The sequence below is a fragment of the Flavobacterium sp. ENC genome (assembly GCF_020991415.1).
Taxonomy (GTDB): domain Bacteria; phylum Bacteroidota; class Bacteroidia; order Flavobacteriales; family Flavobacteriaceae; genus Flavobacterium.
In genome coordinates, this window is record NZ_JAJMOY010000001.1 from 297,450 (window position 1) to 315,658 (window position 18,209).

14 protein-coding genes and 1 tRNA gene are annotated in these 18,209 nt (G+C 36.3%); 5 read left to right on the forward strand and 10 right to left on the reverse strand.

Going from position 1 to position 18,209, the window contains the following annotated elements:
• The first annotated feature begins 35 nt into the window (after positions 1–35).
• Both LPB89_RS01200 and LPB89_RS01205 read left to right on the forward strand, forming a co-directional pair.
• A complete protein-coding gene (locus tag LPB89_RS01200; RefSeq protein WP_230699908.1) occupies positions 36–1,349 on the forward strand; it encodes a hydroxymethylglutaryl-CoA reductase, degradative in 1,314 nt (437 codons plus the stop codon).
• A gap of 112 nt (positions 1,350–1,461) precedes the next feature.
• On the forward strand, positions 1,462–2,376 hold the full coding sequence (locus tag LPB89_RS01205) for a GYDIA family GHMP kinase (RefSeq protein WP_230699909.1): 915 nt from the start codon (positions 1,462–1,464) through the stop codon (positions 2,374–2,376).
• 33 nt (positions 2,377–2,409) lie between these two features.
• On the opposite strand, the gene LPB89_RS01210 is transcribed toward LPB89_RS01205, so the two are convergent.
• From LPB89_RS01210 to LPB89_RS01240, 7 genes are all read right to left on the reverse strand, one after another.
• Positions 2,410–2,862: a hypothetical protein gene (locus LPB89_RS01210; RefSeq protein WP_230699910.1), complete on the reverse strand. Its 453-nt coding sequence runs from the start codon at positions 2,860–2,862 to the stop codon at positions 2,410–2,412.
• Between the two features lie 285 nt (positions 2,863–3,147).
• The gene (locus LPB89_RS01215; RefSeq protein ID WP_230699911.1) at positions 3,148–5,247 is read right to left on the reverse strand and encodes a peptidylprolyl isomerase; all 2,100 of its coding nucleotides are present in this window, start codon (positions 5,245–5,247) and stop codon (positions 3,148–3,150) included.
• Positions 5,248–5,356: 109 nt separating this feature from the next.
• Positions 5,357–6,616, reverse strand: coding sequence for a hemolysin family protein (locus LPB89_RS01220; protein WP_230699912.1), 1,260 nt, complete (start codon positions 6,614–6,616; stop codon positions 5,357–5,359).
• A gap of 3 nt (positions 6,617–6,619) precedes the next feature.
• Positions 6,620–6,814 carry a hypothetical protein gene (locus tag LPB89_RS01225; RefSeq protein WP_230699913.1) on the reverse strand — a complete coding sequence of 65 codons (195 nt, stop codon included), beginning with the start codon at positions 6,812–6,814 and terminating at the stop codon, positions 6,620–6,622.
• Positions 6,815–6,824: 10 nt separating this feature from the next.
• On the reverse strand, positions 6,825–7,376 hold the full coding sequence (lptC, locus tag LPB89_RS01230) for an LPS export ABC transporter periplasmic protein LptC (protein WP_154338879.1): 552 nt from the start codon (positions 7,374–7,376) through the stop codon (positions 6,825–6,827).
• A gap of 50 nt (positions 7,377–7,426) precedes the next feature.
• Positions 7,427–8,656: an outer membrane protein transport protein gene (locus tag LPB89_RS01235; protein WP_230699914.1), complete on the reverse strand. Its 1,230-nt coding sequence runs from the start codon at positions 8,654–8,656 to the stop codon at positions 7,427–7,429.
• Positions 8,649–9,383 (reverse strand): type III pantothenate kinase, encoded by a 735-nt coding sequence (locus LPB89_RS01240; RefSeq protein WP_230699915.1) that lies wholly within the window; start codon positions 9,381–9,383, stop codon positions 8,649–8,651. Before LPB89_RS01240 ends, LPB89_RS01235 begins: the two co-directional genes overlap by 8 nt.
• A 99-nt stretch (positions 9,384–9,482) precedes the next feature.
• Between LPB89_RS01240 and LPB89_RS01245 the strand changes: the two genes are divergently transcribed.
• From LPB89_RS01245 to LPB89_RS01255, 3 genes are all read left to right on the forward strand, one after another.
• Positions 9,483–9,555: transfer RNA gene (locus LPB89_RS01245), tRNA-Phe, on the forward strand.
• A gap of 1,148 nt (positions 9,556–10,703) precedes the next feature.
• Entirely contained in the window at positions 10,704–12,200 is a 1,497-nt protein-coding gene (locus tag LPB89_RS01250) for an MFS transporter (RefSeq protein WP_230699916.1), read from the forward strand.
• A 10-nt stretch (positions 12,201–12,210) separates the two neighbouring features.
• Positions 12,211–12,435, forward strand: a complete 225-nt coding sequence (locus tag LPB89_RS01255; protein WP_127337929.1) for a DUF6814 family protein — start codon at positions 12,211–12,213, stop codon at positions 12,433–12,435.
• Positions 12,436–12,504: 69 nt separating this feature from the next.
• Here LPB89_RS01255 and LPB89_RS01260 read toward each other — a convergent pair whose 3' ends face one another.
• From LPB89_RS01260 to LPB89_RS01270, 3 genes are all read right to left on the reverse strand, one after another.
• Positions 12,505–15,372, reverse strand: coding sequence for an alpha-amylase family glycosyl hydrolase (locus tag LPB89_RS01260; protein WP_230699917.1), 2,868 nt, complete (start codon positions 15,370–15,372; stop codon positions 12,505–12,507).
• A gap of 72 nt (positions 15,373–15,444) precedes the next feature.
• Complete coding sequence (locus tag LPB89_RS01265) at positions 15,445–16,542, reverse strand: SusE domain-containing protein (protein WP_230699918.1); 1,098 nt, start codon at positions 16,540–16,542, stop codon at positions 15,445–15,447.
• 19 nt (positions 16,543–16,561) lie between these two features.
• Positions 16,562–18,190: a RagB/SusD family nutrient uptake outer membrane protein gene (locus LPB89_RS01270; protein ID WP_230699919.1), complete on the reverse strand. Its 1,629-nt coding sequence runs from the start codon at positions 18,188–18,190 to the stop codon at positions 16,562–16,564.
• Positions 18,191–18,209 lie beyond the last annotated feature (19 nt).

Genomic DNA, 18,209 nt, shown 5'->3' on the forward strand with positions numbered 1-18,209 from the left:
TATTTGCGGCAACATTACTATTTAATATACTGAGAATGAACAACGCCGTTGCCGGATTTTCGAAATTATCCAAAAAAGAAAAAGTAAACTGGATTGCAGAAACCTATTTTTCAACGCCTGAGGAGGCCCTTAAAATAATAGGAAATTACTGGAATTCAGACGACAAGCTCCAGCAACTGCACGATGAATTCATTGAAAACACCATTACCAATTTATATATACCACTCGGAGTTGCCCCTAATTTTTTAATTAACGGGAAGTACAAAACAATTCCAATGGCAATTGAAGAAAGTTCCGTGGTGGCAGCGGCTTCAAAATCGGCAAAATACTGGGCAACACGCGGCGGATTTAAAGCAACTGTTTTAGATACGCAAAAAATTGGTCAGGTTCATTTTACTTTTAATGGAGATGCACAAAAATTACAATCTTTCTTTGATAAAATAAAACCGCTGTTTTTCTCCGGCACACAGGGCATTACAAAAAACATGCAACAACGCGGCGGCGGAATTCTCGACATCCAGCTCAAAGACAAACGTAACCTGCTGGAACATTACTTTCAGCTGCATGCTACTTTCAAAACCAAAGACAGCATGGGGGCCAACTTTATCAATTCCTGTCTCGAGCAATTTGCGTCGACCCTGAAAGAGGAATTTCAGAATTCTGATGCGTTTGATGAAAATGAAAACATTAATGTCATCATGAGTATTCTGTCCAATTATGTACCCAACTGCATCGTTAGGGCTGAAGTTTCCTGCCCTGTTGAAGATTTAACTGAGAAACATATTGCAAATCCACAGGATTTTGCGGAACGATTTGTACAAGCCGTTCAGATTGCCGAAGTGGAACCTTTCAGAGCAGTCACGCACAACAAGGGTATTATGAATGGTGTTGACGCAGTCATTCTGGCTACCGGAAATGACTTTAGGGCTGTAGAAGCCGGCGTGCACGCCTACGCAGCAAAAAATGGTCAGTATGCAAGTTTATCGCATGCTAAAATCGAAAACGGAATTTTCACCTTCTGGCTTGAAATCCCACTGGCTTTAGGTACTGTCGGCGGATTAACTTCCTTACATCCTTTGGTAAAATTATGTTTAGACATACTCGAAAAACCTTCAGCGGAAGAATTAATGCAAATTGTTGCGGTTGCCGGACTGGCTCAAAACTTTGCCGCTTTGCGTTCGCTGACTACAACCGGAATCCAGGAAGGGCATATGAAAATGCACCTGAACAACATCATCAATCAATTTGAAGCAAACGAAGAAGAACGTCATTTAATTAAAGCTCATTTTAAGAAAAATGCGATTTCTCACAGCGCCGTAGTCGAATTTATCGAAAATCTAAGAAAATAAAATAAATAAAAATTCCAAGTATTATAGCTTCTGAATAAATTGCAAATCCCAATTGTTGAAATTTGGAATTTATCCTGAGGCTTCGGAATTGGAATTTATTTTAAATTGAAGCATGAAAACAACCTATTATAGTAACGGAAAACTCCTAATTACAGGCGAATATTTAGTTTTGGACGGCGCCGAGGCACTTGCTTTGCCAACCAAATTTGGTCAGAACTTAATCATTGAAAACGATTCTGATCCCGAAATTAAATGGAAAAGTTTTGACTTTGATAATCACCTCTGGTTTGAAGACACGATTACTTTTTCTGAAATCAGAAACAATACGGAATCTAAAATCGAAAATGTAAAAACGACATTAATCAATATTTTACACGAGGCCTATCTTCTTAATCCTGCTTTTATTGACTCTTCGGAAGGCTATAAAGCAAGTACGCACCTTACATTTCCCAAAAACTGGGGATTGGGGACTTCTTCCACTTTATTGAACAATATTGCACAATGGGCCAAAATTGATGCCTTTACACTGCTTAAAAACAGTTTTGGCGGCAGTGGCTACGATATTGCCTGCGCGCAAAACAATACTCCAATTATGTACCGTTTAGATCAGAACTCCCCTGTTGTAGATAAAATTGATTTCCATCCTGAATTTAGGGAAAATATTCACTTTGTTTACCTTAATAAAAAGCAAAGCAGTAAAGCAGCCATCAGTTCGTATTATAATAACAGGAATGAACATTTAGCACAAAATATTGCACACAATAATAAAATTACCGCCGCTGTTATAAACGCTAAAACGCTAAAAGAATTTGCTTCCGCTGTAGAGAAACATGAAATTCATTTAAGTAACATCTTAGAAATACAAACTATAAAAGAGATTGCTTTTCCTGATTTTAATGGTGTTGTTAAAAGTCTTGGAGCCTGGGGAGGCGATTTTGTAATGGCAATTTCGAAAGAAAATCCGAGGGACTATTTCGTTTCAAGGGGCTATGAAACTATTCTTTCGTATGATGAAATGATCTTGTAGGTAAATCATTTTTATTTTAAACAAAAAGCCTTTTTAATAATTTACTTTTTTATTTTTCACATGTTTCGTCTCAAGTAGCCGGACTATTTGATTTTCCTGTTCACCTAAATCCACAACAGAATTAGACTCGATAAGCGTGTTGTGCAAGCGCTCTGCCATCTTTTCGATACTGTTGGTTATAGAATCGTAAACAACCTCCATTCTTCGGTGCTTTTCTTCCTTTACAGCTCTTAAAACATCCTCAACAAAAATCTTATCGTATTTTTCTGCAACGGAATCCCGGGTGTTAGTCAGCCTGATCACATTATCGTTTCCTAATATAGTAACTTTAAAGTGTTGTTCCTCGTTACTTAAGTAATACTTCCCTCCCAATTCATCACAATTGATGTCGGTACTACCCACTTTTAATAGTTCTGTGATGATTCCGAAAATATGATTTTCAATTTTGGAATAAACTCTGGGTTTCTTTTTAAACAACTTAAACATAAAAAGCATTAAACACTTGATTATTAAAGTATTTGTTCATCATAGTCTCTTTTATTTATTAAACCTGTTTAATGATTTAGACCATTTGCTAAAACAAAAAATCAGACAAATTAACATTAATATTTTCAATAACCCAAATTTTTTAGATCGTATTTATATTATTTCTATATAATTAAGCAAAATTTGAGGGGTTATTATTACAAATAAATCAAAAATAAAAAAGCCCGAAACATTCAAAAGAACATTTCGGGCTATCTATTTTTTATTTAAATACTACACTAAAAACTAGTAGTTAAATTGCAATCTGTTGTCTTCAATTTTGGCATTGTTTTTTAACGCTGGTAAAATTCTGCTTGCATCAGATGCGCTTTGTGCTTTTACTTTTGCTACATACTCAGCGTGGTTAGTAATAGCCGGAGCTTTTACTACACTAATGTTTTTAACAACATAAACACCTGTATTTCCTTCAATTGGAGCAGAAATTTTATTAGCTGTTAAAGCAAATGCATTTCCTACCACTTTTGGCTCTTGTCCAACTCCTCCAGGAAGAACCGGGTTGTCCATAGTTACATTGGTAGCCTGCTGAACAGCAACACCTGCACTTTTAGCAATTGCCTCAAGGCTTGAACCTGTCATTTTAGCTTTTAGCATTTCAGCTTTTTTCTTGTTTTTTAAGATTGGCTCAACATAAGGTCTTGCTAAACTTACAGATACTAAACCTGATTTGTTTTCGCTTTTGTATTGTGCAATTACGTGCCCGATATTTGCTAATTCAAATCTTTTTACATCACCTGTATTAGTTTCTTTATCAAATGCCCATCTTATAATGTTACGTTGGTTTCCTAAAGATCCAAACGCTTCATCCATTGCTTTTGCAGTTACAGGAGGAGCAACTTTCAATCCTAATTCTTTTGCCGTAGCATTAAAATCTTTATCAGCAGCTTCCATTTCAAATTTGGTAGCTAAAGTAAATACTTTATCAGAAGTAGCTTCAGAAGGCTCAATTTTCTGAGCAATTGTAGCTAAACGAATTCCGTCCTGTTTGTCTGTAATTTTGATAATATGAAATCCGAAAGGAGTTTCAACTAAACCAACTTTACCAATTCCGTTACTGAATACAAAGTCATTGAATGGTTTTACCATCTGGTTTGGACCAAAATATCCTAAATCACCACCTTGTTGTGCAGATGAATCATCAGAGCTTGTAAAAGCCAGCATCATGAAACTATCCGGATTTGCCTGAACCTGAGCCAGAATTTCTTCTGCTTTGGCTTTAGCTTCTTCTTTCGTTCTTTTTTCTTTTGTATTTGGAGTCTGAGATCCTGTATATCCTATTAAGATATGACTTGCTTTTGCATTAACTCCTGCTTTAAATCCCTGAGATTTAGAAATACAGTAGTATTTACCGTAAACATAAGGTCCGTAGATTTCACCCGGAGCCAGACTGAATAATTTATCAGCATCAACTGCAGGTAAATTGTTTTTAGCCACATAAGTCGAATCGTAAGGAATATCAGAGTTTGCGTTTACAAATTCAGCAATGTTAGTTGCATTTCTGAAACCTGGCAAAGTATCATTCTTAGCTGTTTTTGCATTGTAAACAACGCTTCCTGATAATAATGAAGTGATTTTCGCTTTGATTTCAGCTTCGTCTTCTTTTGAAGCTTTATCTTCAATTAAAACGTATTGAATTTCACGAGTTTCATCTGCTTTGAATTTTTTCTCGTTTTTCTTCATATAATCAACAATGTCAGAATCAGAAATTTTCACTTCGCTGTCTTTAATAGAAGAATATAATCCGGCAGCATAAGCAAAGTTTACTTTGTTCGCTTCCATTTCATATTTCAGTTTTCCTTCACTAGCAGTTGTGTAAAGTCCTGATTTTACTAATGTATTGTAGATTTGAAATTTTGCATTTAAAGTAGCATCTTTTTCTTTCTCAGAAATATATTGTGCTGCTTCCGGGTTTGTTTTAATGTATTCTTTGAATTTAGCAATATCAAACATACCGGCTGCATTCAGGAACATTGGGTTTTTACCAATATTCGGATCTGCTTTTAAAACTTCCAAAAGGTGTTTTTCACCTACTCTCAATCCTAATTTATCAAACTGAGATGACAATAAAGCGATTGAAACCTCTTGATCCCAAACTCTGTTTGCAGCTTCAGTGGAAGAAATCCCTTGCCCACTTTTTTCAACATTACTAACTTTAACTCTAAAGTCTTCAAATGAAATATCTTTTCCATCGATGCTTCCCACATCTTTTGAACTTTGACCGAAAGTCCCTCTTGTGAACAGATCTTGTATTATAAATGCAAATAATGCAAGTGCAATAACTCCTATCAATAAAGCGGAACGCTGTCTAATTTTTGCTAAAACTGCCATTTTTATTATCGTTAATTTTTATATTCAGTTTGCGAAAATACAATTATCTAGTTAATAACAATACAACTAGTGTTTTATTTTGCACATTTTTTTTTAATTACTAAAAAAATTACTCTTTTATAGTCATTTTTACTAATTCAATTTTCTTGTTTGACGCTTCCTCTATCACAAAATAATAGCGCCCAATAACGATTTCTACTCCTTTTTGCGGAATCTCCTTCGTCGAATTCACAATAAAACCTCCTAAAGTTCCGTAAGAATCTTCTTCCGGAATAGCCAGTTTATAAACTTCATTCAGATACTCCACATCCAGGCGTGTCGAAAACAAATATTTACCTTCTCCCAGCTCCTGTTCTATCAGTTCTTCGTCTAAGTCATGCTCATCTTCTATTTCCCCAAAAAGCTCTTCTACGATATCCTCGATGGTTATGATACCTGAAGTACCTCCGTGTTCATCCAGCACCACAGCTACATTTCTCCTTTTTTTGATCAGCAGGTTCAGGGCATCTTTTATCGAAATGGTTTCCGGTACAAACTCAACGGTCATCAAAACAGATTTAATGGTTTTGGGCTTTTTAAACAAGTCGAAAGAGTGTACATAACCCACAATATCATCCAGTGAGTTTTGGCTCACTACAATTTTAGAATAACCGGTTTCTACAAACAAATCCTTAAGCTCCTCAACGCTGTCAAATAAATCTATATCGACAATTTCTGTGCGCGGTGTCATAATATCACGTGCTTTTACACCTGAAAACTCTAAAGCATTCTGAAAAATCTGAATCTCGGAATCGACTTCTTCATTATCCTCAACAGAACTCATTTGCTCGGTGATATAATTGCCCAGCTCTATTTTACTGAAGTACAATTGCACCTGATCTCCTTCTGTTTTGAAAAACTTTCTTAAAATAAAGTCTGAAATCCAGATAAAGAAGGTCGAGATATAGTAAAACAACCTATAAAACAGATAGGCCGGAATGGCAAAAATGCGAATTAATGAATTGGCATAAATCTGAAAAAAGACTTTCGGAAAAAACTCTGCCGTTATTAAAACGATAAAAGTAGAAAGGGCGGTCTGAACCAGCAAACTGGTAAGGCTAGAAAAATGGAACCCAAATTTCGCAATCTGAGCCAGAATAAGATCCCCCATATAAAAACCATAAACTACAAGTGCCACGTTGTTACCAATAAGCATTGCAGCAATAAACTTGGAAGGATTCTCTGTAAGTCTGGTCAGGATCTGGGAAACAAAATTGTCTTGTTTTTTTTCTATTTCAAGATAAATTTTGTTTGAGGAAATAAAAGCTATTTCCATTCCTGAAAAAAAGGCTGATAGTATTAAACATAGTATTATAATACTAATCTCCATTTTTTATTGTTTTTTGTTACGATCGTCAAATTTCTTAGCATATTTCCTTCTGAAGAAAAACATAAAAACCGCTAAGCCGGCGATTATAAAGCTTAATGTAGAAGTGTCATTTCCTTCATTCACTTTTATAATTCCATCGTAAATAAAGAAAACCGCAAACAATATGTAAACGTATTGTGTATATTTTAATATGCCCATAAATCTGTATTTATTCTTCGGCTTCTAATTCGCCTGTTATTCGTTGTGAATTGATGACTTTAAAGTCTTTACTAAAATCTATTCCCTGCCCGTAAGAAACTCCCTTTGCATCGGTAAGCTTGAATTTTCTTTCGGTATAAAACCATTCGTTTTTCTGATCAAAATACAATTGCTCTGTTTCAAGCATCTGACCTGTTTCAGAAGTAATTTTTACTTTTCCCTGCAAATCAATAATTCCGGTTTGTTTGTATGAAACCGCATAATTGGACCTTATAAAAGTACGCTTTTGTTTTTTATCATATAAGGTAACATCGATGCCTTTCGGAAATTCTGTAAACGGGAATTCAAGATTAGAATAATCCAGCATTTTTGAACTGATCAGTACTCCGGTTATGCGTCCGGAATCTGTATATTTTATATTAACCGTATCGGCATCACTTCCGGGAACAAACTCTGAAAAGTTGATTTTCTGAACTTCTTTAAAATTACTTTCGCATCCAAAAAACATTGTCACAGCTAGCACTGTGACAATGGTAATTATATATTTCTTTGGTAAATTCATTTGCCAAATGTAGTAAATTGTAATGAGCTTAAAAAAATATTAAGTTCTGCTTAGTTGTATTTACTTTTCACGAACCATTTGTCGTTGAAAGAAAAACCTACACTAAAGTTTAGATAATTTTCCTGAACTAAACCTGAATTAGTGGTTCCTCTTTTACCAAACTCAATTCCAAAATTTACATTTGAAAAAGACCCGGTAATCGGTAAACCTGCCCCTAAACTCATCCCTACATCATTAACTGATTCGTTTTTTATTACTAAACCAATTTTTTCGTATTTAAGACCTGCTCTGTAGGTGATTCTGCTAAAGTAACTTGAGAAAGAGGTATAGTTCGGAATGTAATAACCTCCAATAGCATATTTTGCATAATTTTCATAACGCACATTACTTACTGTATTGTAGTGATTATTCAGTTTTCCTTCTCCCTGAAAAGCCAGCGTAGTACCAATCAGCCATTTTCTTGCTTCTCCAATACCTGCGCCAATGGTAAATTTACCAGGCAATTTCAACTCGGTTGCAGCAACAGGGTACGTATAGGAATCTGCATCACCGTCAACCTGAGCTGTTCTCGTATTATCAGAATTTAAATTACCTGAAAAGTTATAACTTAAGCTGGTATATAAATTCGTTTTCTTATAAATTTTGGTTTGATACATGGTACCAATGTTGAAAGTAGCACCCGATATTTTAGAAATATTCTCTTCTCTTGTGGCATTTTGAACATCTGTTACAAGTTCTATACTAGTGGTCGTAATTTTACCAAAATTATATTGTACATCAGCTCCGATGTTCCATTTAGGCGTAATTTTATATCCTAAACCAAAGAACACTTTATTAACGCCGCCTTTTCCTTCTAACTGACTGCTTACAGCTCCGGGAGTATCCGTATTATCATTTGCAATTCTATATCCTACAGCCGACAAAGGAACCAGACCAAATGCTGCACCAAATTTTCCCATAGGAATTCCTACTGCCAGATAATCAAAAGTTGTTCTTTGTGCTTTTGAAGTTTCGCCTTCTGTTTTGATCTTGGAAGTTCCAAAAGTTCCCCCCACAGAAAAAGTGGTTTGTCCCAAACTGGCATAACTTGCCGGATTTTCAATATTCAAATGTATACTATCCTGTTCTACCGCAACACCTGCCATAGACCTGAATTCAAGAGTTCCTTTGAACTTTACATCTCCAATTCCGTAGAAAGAATATGGGGAAGCAGTACCTTGTTGCGCGAATGAAACGAACGATATAAGTAAACAGGTACTTATTATAATTTTTTTAATCATTGTCGATTTTATATTGAAATGTTTGGTTCAAACTTTCCAAAAGGAAATTTGAATTGGCAAATATGGTATTTTTTAATCGTTTAGCCAAAAAATCTGCATCGCCACCCGTTAAAATTATTATAAAATTTGAAAAGTTTGCCCGATATTCATCGATAAAACCATCAATCTCATAGACGAACCCATTCACAACACCAGAGTGAATCGCCTCTTTTGTAGAATTTCCTATATAGTGTTCCGGAACTTCCAAAGTTAGTAAAGGCAGTCTGGCCGTGAAATTATGCAAAGCCTCATATCGCAATCTTAAGCCAGGAGAAATGGCCCCGCCCAGATAATTGTCCTTTTCGTCGATAAAATCGTAGGTAATACAAGTTCCCGCATCGATTACTAATCTGTTTTGTTTTGGAAACTGCAAAGTGGCGCCCGCCGCCAAAACCATTCTGTCAATTCCCAAAGTTTTTGGGGTGGAATATTGATTCGTAAAAGGAAAAATATCCTCATGTGTTAAAAAATGAATATTGAGTTCCTTTTCGAAAGCCAAAAAAGACTGTTTTTCTATATTTCCGACCGAAGCAACGACCAAATCGGAGCAATTTTGAAATTTTTTTAAAATTTTTTTAATTTTTTTTTCAAGCTCATTTTTCTCAAAAACAAAATTTTCAACAACAGTACTTCCCTCAAAGACAGCAGCTTTAATTCTGGTATTCCCAACATCAACAGTTAAAATCATGTTTGCTTTTTTATAAATGCAAAGATACGAATTGATTTTTTTTAAAAAATGTTTTGGATAAACGAAAAATGATTCTATCTTTGCACCCGCAATCAGCACGGTGCCTTAGCTCAGATGGTAGAGCAATGGACTGAAAATCCATGTGTCCCTGGTTCGATCCCTGGAGGCACCACCGTTAAAACCCGAATAGAAATATTCGGGTTTTTTGTTTTTAATACTTTCCTTAAGTATTTAACCGCAAGGTGCACTAAGGTTTACGCAATGGTTCGCAAAGTCTAGTTTAAGCTTTGCTCCCAATAGCTATCGGGATTGCATTTTTTTCTTTGTGTCTTTTCATTAAATAAATTCACTTCCTTTATTTGAACATAGTTTTCACGCAAAGGCGCAAAAGCGCAAAGAAAAAAAACTTAAATAACTTTGCGCCTTTGCGACTTTGCGTGCAATTCCAGACGCTTGGGAAGACCAGCTTTTTGTTTCTCTCTATCGGGAAATCGCTTCATACAGAGGCGCAAAGAAAACTTAAATAAACTTTGCGTGCCTTGCGTTTTTTTCTTTGTGCCTTTGCGTTTAAATTAAATTTCAATTCCTTCTTTCGAACATCTTTTTTTCACGCAAAGTCGCAGAGTCGCAAAGAAAACTTAAATAAACTTTGCGTGCCCTGCGTTTTTTTCTTTGTGTCTTTGCGTTTAAATTAAACTTCAATTCCTTCTTTCGAACATCATTTTTTTCACGCAAAGTCGCGGAGTCGCAAGGAAAACTTAAATAAACTTTGCGCGCCCTGCACTTTTTTCTTTGTGTCTTTGCTTTTAAATTAAATTTCAATTCCTTCTTTCGAACATCTTTTTTTCACGCAAAGTCGCGGAGTCGCAAAGAAAACTTAAATAAACTTTGCGTGCACTGCGTTTTTTTCTTTGTGCCTTTGCGTTTAAATTAAATTTCAATTCCTTCTTTCAAACATCGTTTTTTCACGCAAAGTCGCGGAGTCGCAAAGAAAACTTAAAATAAACTTTGCATGCCCTGCGTTTTTTTCTTTGTGTCTTTGCTTTTAAAATTTCAATTCCTTCTTTCTAACATCTTTTTTTCACGCAAAGTCGCGGAGTCGCAAAGAAAACTTAAATAAACTTTGCGTGTACTGCGTTTTTTCTTTGTGTCTTTGCGTTTAAATTATAATTTTAACAAGGTTTATTACTGTTAAAAACACACTTGTTTTAAAATAATGCGCTTTTGTTAAAAAAGTATTAACTAAATAAAAAAATATCTCATATATTCGTGAAATGATACCTTATGATTTCATTTGTTATTAAAACCACAAAATATTTTATGAGTAAAAATTCTACAAAAGGCATTTGGAAAGTAATTTCAGCCTCCTCAATGGGAACTATGATAGAATGGTATGACTTCTATATTTTCGGAAGTCTGGCTGTTGTAATCTCAACCAAATTCTTTCCGACTGATAATCCGACTGCAGCTTTTTTATCCACTTTAGCCACTTTTGCCGCCGGATTTGTAGTGCGCCCTTTTGGTGCTTTATTTTTTGGAAGACTCGGAGATATCATTGGCCGTAAATATACGTTTATGGCTACCTTATTATTAATGGGCGGTTCGACCTTTTTAATCGGCTGTATTCCCAGTTATGAGACAATCGGTTTTTTAGCGCCTTTATTGGTGTTGATCCTGCGTTTACTGCAAGGACTTGCTCTTGGCGGAGAATATGGAGGCGCAGCCACTTATGTTGCCGAGCATGCTCCTAAAGGGCAGAAAGGCTATTGGACTTCCTGGATTCAGACTACTGCAACTGTTGGTTTATTTATCTCTTTGATGGTCATCTTAGCCACAAAAAATGTACTCTCTGCCGAAGACTTTGACTCCTGGGGATGGCGTGTACCGTTTTGGGTTTCTATTGTTATGGTTGGCGTCTCTTATCTGATTCGAAAAAACATGGATGAATCCCCTGTTTTTGCTAAAGCTAAAAAAGAAGGCACTACCAGTACAAATCCGCTAAAAGAAAGCTTTGGTAACCGGTATAATTTAAAATTTGTTTTACTGGCCTTATTTGGCGCGACAATGGGACAAGGGGTTGTCTGGTACACCGGACAATTTTATGCCATGAGTTTTATGAAAACGGTAATGAATATTGACTCCTCGCAAGTCGATGGATTACTGGGAATTGCATTATTACTGGGAACACCTTTTTTTATTGTCTTTGGATGGTTAAGCGACAAAATAGGACGAAAATACATTATGATGGGCGGAATGCTGCTTGCCATTTTATGCTACAGACCCATTTACAAAACCATGTATACAACTACAGATGTTAGTACCAAAACTGAAATTGTAGAAAAAAGAAGTCAAAACACAGCAATAGCAAAAAATAATGACGTAATCACCACAATTTCAAAAACCTATAGTGACGGAACTTCGTATGTAGAAAAACGAACGGCATATAATACGAAGAAAGAACCCCAGACTACCGTCTCCATCCTTATTAATTCCAATGATGAATGGACCTTGATTTTACTGGTGTTCATTCAGGTTTTATTTGTCACGATGGTATACGGTCCAATTGCAGCATTTTTGGTGGAAATGTTTCCAGCCAAAATCAGATATACGTCGATGTCTTTGCCTTATCATGTTGGAAACGGAATTTTTGGAGGATTGCTTCCCGCCATATCCACTTATTTCGTAACACATGCCAAAGAAACAGCAAAAACTGATTTTTATCTGGACGGATTATGGTACCCTATTATTATTGCTTCGGTAAGCTTTATAATTGGAATGATTTACATTGATAATAAAAACAAAATTAATCACCTTTAAATTTAAAAAAATGAATACAATCAAACAGGCGTTAGGTGTTCTATGGGTGATACTGGCAATTGCAGCTGCCTATTTTTGCGTTTTTGAATTTGGCTTACCAAAACTACTGTCAGACAAACAGGATGATCTTGTCTTTGGGATTATAATCCTATTTATTCTCACTCCCTTAATTGTGCTGGGTTTGGGAACTTTTGGTTATTTCGCCGTTATTGGGGAATACAACGAAAAGAAATAAATTAGAAAAAACATTAAAAGAAAAAGGCTGCCTATTTACAGACAGCCCTTTTACCTAACTAACAAACCATTATTTCTTGATGAATTTCATCACTTGTGTTTTATTGTTTTCATCAACAGCTTTCACAAGATACAATCCTGTTGTGAGGTCTGTTACCGAAAACTGAAAATCTGCATTTCCATTCGTTACAAAACTTTTTACCAATTGCCCTGAAACAGAATATATCTGCACTTTTGATGTGGTTACATTTAAGGTAAAATAATCTGAAACCGGGTTTGGATACAGATTTACCATATTTCCTTTTTCAAAATCAGCTATTGCCAGACTTGCCTGTTTGTTACCGTAAATTCGGTATTCTCCTGCCGGAATATTTATCGGTGCTGCAGCATCAGTAACATTTATGGTGGTATTATCCATTAGATTATACCAGGTTCCTGTGTACTGAAAACCTGTTGCGACATTTTGAGCCGTCAGTCCAAAGTTGGCCAGAATCAACACATCTTTCAGTTGTGTTGACGCTAAATTTGCATTGGTGATTTTTATGTTGACACTTAACGAACTTGCATTAGCAATTGTCGGTGTTCCCAAAAATACCGGTTCTGTAGTTTTTAGCGTAATCATTTTAGCCCAGTCATTGTAGATTTTATTTCTGTTTGAATTCCCCAGCCAGTTCTCCACCCATTGCGGTTGCGGTTTTGTATCTAATTTACAATCTCCCGAAATGGTTGCAGAAGCATCATTTACCGTACCATTATTACAGGTAAAAATTGAATCATCCCATCCTAATTCTCCAAAATGCCAGATCATTTTCGGGCCCGGCACCAATAAAGAAACTGCTCCAATAGCAGACATTCTTGATAAGGCTGTATTTAATGTCTTCACATTGTACGTTCCGTTTGAAGCTCCGTATTGTATATTTTTATACATCAGGCGTTCTTCATCATGACTTTCTGCATAACCCATTAATCGATTAGCCGTAAAACCACGACTGCCGCTGGTCATTCTTGAAATATTGCTCACATAGCCCATTGACAATTCATTATAGGGATCTGTCATTTTTCCCCACATCATAACTCCCTTGCTTGGAGTTTCATTCACTCTGTAATTGGCCCATTGCTGCTCTTCCGAATCTGAACCTAAATGTTCGAAAATCGTATAATGCGTAGGATCCAGGCTCCAGGAATAATCGGCATATTTTCTCAAAACATCAACTCTGTCCTGTTGGTAACCATTAGTACAGGGCTCATCACTGGCTGTACAGGCTTGTGTAAATCCTTTGGTCAAATCCCAACGGAATCCATCTATTTTGTATTCCTGAATCCATTGTTTGATCACACGGTCTACATAATTCTGCGTTTTTAGCGATTGATGGTTAAAATCTTCCCCAACGCTGTAAGTATGTTTGGCAACCATATTAAAATACGGATTTTCGGCTGTTGGCGAACCAAAACCATCTCCGTCAGGATCATTCATCCACATTCTCACCATCGGATTTCTTCCGAAGGCATGATTTAAAGCTACATCGAGAATAACTGCAATTCCGTTTTGGTGACATAAATCGATCAGCTCTTTTAATTTATCTGATGTTCCGTAAAATTTATCCAAGGCCATATGAAATGAAGTATTATACCCCCAGCTTTCATTGCCTTCAAATTCCATTACCGGCATTAATTCGATCGCATTTATTTTAAGATTTTTAAAATAATCTATTTTATCAATCAAACTTTGATAATTTCTGGCAGCATCAAAATCGCGAACCAAAACTTCATACACGACCAATTTATCTTTCTCCGGTTTTGTAAAATTAGTCACCTGCCAATTGTAAGGCGCCTGACCTGTTTTAAGTACGGTAACTTCAAAATTTTGACCTGTCGGATAAACCGGCATATTCGGATAAGAAGCCGATGGAATTCCGGCATCATCATAAGGAGATAACACCAAAGTAGAATACGGATCAGCCGTTTTTACCAGGGAAGGTGAATTAGCAAGCGGTGTTGCATCAACTACCCAATATTGATAGGTATTGTTTACTCCGGAAACCAAACCTGTAATTTCGAGCCAGAATTTCCCGGAAGTGGGATCTTTTTTCATGGCGTATGCCGATGAAGGCTGCCAGTTGTTAAAACTTCCTGCAACGTAAACAAAGTCTTTGAATGGTGCATCCAGAACCAATGTGGCTTTTGTAGCATCACCAGCATTATAGTTAATTCCATCCACTAAACCGGCTGGCATTGCTGCTGAAACCGTATTTGGATTTACAATTACAGAGAACTTTTTAAGAATAGTTGTTGCTCCCTGGACGATAGTTAATTCATAGCTTTGATTGCTCGTGATGTTCGTGTGAGAATAGGAATAAGATGATGCAGCTGCATTGGTATTGATTGTCGTTCCGTTTGCTTTCAGGGTATAGCTTGCAGCACCATTTGTATTGGTCGCTGAAACAGTAAAATTGGAACCTGAAGCAATAATACTTGCGCTATTTTCGGCCGGAGCAGTTAAAGTGGCCTGAAAAGAACCTACTTCAACAACAATATCCTGAGATTGTTTTCCTCCTGATCCGTCTTTTGCCTTAACCAGAAATCCCATCCTGCCGATTCCGCTTCTATTAAAATATACTGACGGGACAAACGTTTTTGTATAGGTATCTGTTCCAGCATTATACGTGAATTTACTGGCTTCGTTTGAAGCCGTCCAGGAACCGTTTGAAGGGGAATCCATTTGAGCGGCATCGTTTACATTATACGACCATGACCAAAGATATAAGGCATTGCCGGCAACACCCCAGGTACCTTCATTAATACTTGAACCATTAATTGTTATGGTAATAGAAGTGGTATCTTCAAAAGGTGACGGATTTATGGCGTATGTCACTGTTTGCTGTTGTGCAAAAATAGCCGTCGACAGCAAAAGGAAAAATAAGAGTAAAGTTTTTTTCATAATGTGGCTGATTGGTTAGTTGGATTAAAAAAGGGCTACCTTATAGATAGCCCTTTATATTTCAATAATAAATTATTCCTGATTTGGAATCATTAAGTAGCTTCCGTCTAAATCATTGAAATAAATTACATATTTAGATTTTGCCACTGGTATATTATCACCTGTTCCGCCTCCTGAGAAAGCAGTATTACCTCCCCATGAAACATCCCATGCATTATTTGCTCTAAATTTAAGCTCTCCATCTTTTAAAGAAGTTACGCCTAAACTCCAAATATGATCATTAAAAGCTGATTTTGTCATTGCCGTAGATGCATCCCAACCGCCTGCTGTACTACTACCAATAATACCAACTGTTGCAAATGTGTTTGCAGCAGAAGCATCATAAGCTTCTAGTTTGTAAGTCAATTTTTGAACATCCATTGTAAATTTGTAATATCCATCTGCAGGAATAACAAAACTAGCCGGATCAGGATCAGATTCTGTTCCTCTATACGCTAATGTACCACTAGCACCTCCGTACATTGGAGCCCAATTACCAAGGTTTTTAATTGTTTTGAAAGCTCCTGCTTTAAAAAATCCTGTAAAAGTATATTCATTAGCATTTTTTCCGCTTCTAAATAAGATCTGATTTCCTTTATTGTTATCCCAGCCTGAAACTGTCGCATCCCCAACTAGATACCATTCGTTAAAATTATAATTAACTTTTCCAGTATAAGGAGTTACACTAATTGTAACTGCCGTTTTAGCTAATTGAGGAACTCCTCCGGAAACACTTGAACGAACTTTCACATCAAATAACGTTGCTACTTCTGTTGGTCCCCCAAGATCAATTGCTGCCTGATTTAAATCTCTGGCAAGTATTGACGCAGAAGTAGTATTTTTAGAAGTTGCAAGCGTTTTTGCAGCCGTAAAATCTCCTCCTTTTTTATCAATTAACAAAGTATATTCAACAACAACACTTCTTGAATATTTCGCAGCTGACCATTCAAATTTGCCAGCCTCCTCTGCAGGTTTGTCTGCATCCAGAATAAACTCTTTTCCAGCAGCAGGAGAAGTAATTTCCGGTATAGAAGTACCTTCTACAATTGGTCTGTTTTCTACATCATCAGCGTTACATGAAACCAGCAATACACCAATAAATGCGATTAAAATTTTATAACTATTTTTCATTTTAATATTTTATAAGATGTTAGTATTGAGGATTTTGCTTTAATGTTGGATTTGCCTGAATGTTTCTTGCAGGAATTGGCATTAAATCTCTGTACGACTCAGTAGCATTCCCATTTACAGAACCACCTTTCCACTGCCAGATTTTAGATCCGCCTGTGAATTTTCCAAAACGAATCAAATCCGTTCTTCTGTGACATTCCCAAAACAACTCTCTTCCTCTTTCATCCAAAAGGAAATCAAGTGTTAACTGAGGAATTGTAATAGTTTGTGCACCAGCTCTTGTTCTAATTTGGTTTACATACCCTAAAGCGGTATTAATGTTTCCGGTACTAGCACCTCTTACAGTTGCTTCAGCATACATTAAATAAGCATCTGTTAATCTGAACATTGGGAAATCGATATCAGGGATATCATTTCTTTGGGCAGCAGAACCATCAGCATTTTTATTGATATATTTTGTTACAGCATAACCATCTGTAAAAGTTCCAACATTATTAATATCTTTTGACTGACCATCTGTATAAAATGTACCTCTTTTATCTCCGGTTCCGGTTTCGTCTGGAAAAAGATTTACAAACTCTCTACGAGTTCTAATCCCTTGCCATCCACCGTCCATACCTCTTGAAGCCGCATTCATACTACCTCCAATAGAAGCGTGCATGATAAAACTCATTCCTCCACCAGTTGCTCTGATAGCATTACCATCTCCAACAATTGGAAAAATAAATTCACTTTGAGCACCATTTCTGTTATTATCCGCAGAGAATAAATAACGATAAGGAACATCTGCAAAAGTATATCCTGAACCAGTAATGATTTCGCTTAGTAATGTTGCAGCTTCGTTATTTCTTTCTACTCCTGTATAAACTTTAGAATTTAAATAAATTTGCGCCAATAAAAATTTAGCAGCTGTTTTATCAACTCTACCATATTCATTTTGTTTTGAAGCCACTAAACTATTGTCCAGGTCTTTCAATTCAGATTCGATAAAAGCAAAAACTTCTGCTCTTGATTTTTGTACCGGATAAAAGAATCCAACAGGGTCATTTTCTGTAGTAATTGGCACATTTCCGAACAAATCCATTAAGTTATAATAAGAGAACGCTCTTAAAAAACGGGCTTCAGCTCTAAATTTAGCGATATCAGCTTTTAGATTTGCATCAACGCCCCTTGCAGTTAATTTTTCATCGCTGGTTTGTCTTAAAAACTCATTGGCAACACTAATGTGATAAAATGCTCTTGAAAATGTTCCTTCCAAAAATTCATTGGCCGGAGCCCATGTCTGAGAATTCAAAGTTGGCAAAGTACCATCGGCCCAGGCAATAATTGCCTCATCTGTTGTAAACTCCTGTGTTACAAAAAGTAATCTTAAATAACTACTAAAGTCTCCTCCAAGTCCTGCGATATCAGGGCTCTTTAATGGATCTCCAACAGTCCCGTCACCGTCATTTCCTCCCACATACAAACCTGCGTATAATTTTGCCAGTACTTGTTTGTAAGATCCGGGATCCTGAAAAAAGGTTTCAGATAAAAATTCATCATCATCCTTTGGCGTCACATTTAAGTCGTCCGTACAGGAGGTAAGCGTCATACTTAATCCTAAAACGAATAGGAAAAAATAAGATATATATTTAAATGATATTTTCATTTTGTTTGTTTTTAAATTT

What these genes read in the sequence shown, in the direction of transcription:
- LPB89_RS01200 (WP_230699908.1), top strand. Translation starts at nt 36, where the DNA reads ATGAACAACGCCGTTGCCGGATTTTCGAAATTATCCAAAAAAGAAAAA.
- LPB89_RS01205 (WP_230699909.1), top strand. Translation starts at nt 1,462, where the DNA reads ATGAAAACAACCTATTATAGTAACGGAAAACTCCTAATTACAGGCGAA.
- LPB89_RS01210 (WP_230699910.1), bottom strand. Translation starts at nt 2,862, where the DNA reads ATGTTTAAGTTGTTTAAAAAGAAACCCAGAGTTTATTCCAAAATTGAA.
- LPB89_RS01215 (WP_230699911.1), bottom strand. Translation starts at nt 5,247, where the DNA reads ATGGCAGTTTTAGCAAAAATTAGACAGCGTTCCGCTTTATTGATAGGA.
- LPB89_RS01220 (WP_230699912.1), bottom strand. Translation starts at nt 6,616, where the DNA reads ATGGAGATTAGTATTATAATACTATGTTTAATACTATCAGCCTTTTTT.
- LPB89_RS01225 (WP_230699913.1), bottom strand. Translation starts at nt 6,814, where the DNA reads ATGGGCATATTAAAATATACACAATACGTTTACATATTGTTTGCGGTT.
- lptC (WP_154338879.1), bottom strand. Translation starts at nt 7,376, where the DNA reads ATGAATTTACCAAAGAAATATATAATTACCATTGTCACAGTGCTAGCT.
- LPB89_RS01235 (WP_230699914.1), bottom strand. Translation starts at nt 8,656, where the DNA reads ATGATTAAAAAAATTATAATAAGTACCTGTTTACTTATATCGTTCGTT.
- LPB89_RS01240 (WP_230699915.1), bottom strand. Translation starts at nt 9,383, where the DNA reads ATGATTTTAACTGTTGATGTTGGGAATACCAGAATTAAAGCTGCTGTC.
- LPB89_RS01250 (WP_230699916.1), top strand. Translation starts at nt 10,704, where the DNA reads ATGAGTAAAAATTCTACAAAAGGCATTTGGAAAGTAATTTCAGCCTCC.
- LPB89_RS01255 (WP_127337929.1), top strand. Translation starts at nt 12,211, where the DNA reads ATGAATACAATCAAACAGGCGTTAGGTGTTCTATGGGTGATACTGGCA.
- LPB89_RS01260 (WP_230699917.1), bottom strand. Translation starts at nt 15,372, where the DNA reads ATGAAAAAAACTTTACTCTTATTTTTCCTTTTGCTGTCGACGGCTATT.
- LPB89_RS01265 (WP_230699918.1), bottom strand. Translation starts at nt 16,542, where the DNA reads ATGAAAAATAGTTATAAAATTTTAATCGCATTTATTGGTGTATTGCTG.
- LPB89_RS01270 (WP_230699919.1), bottom strand. Translation starts at nt 18,190, where the DNA reads ATGAAAATATCATTTAAATATATATCTTATTTTTTCCTATTCGTTTTA.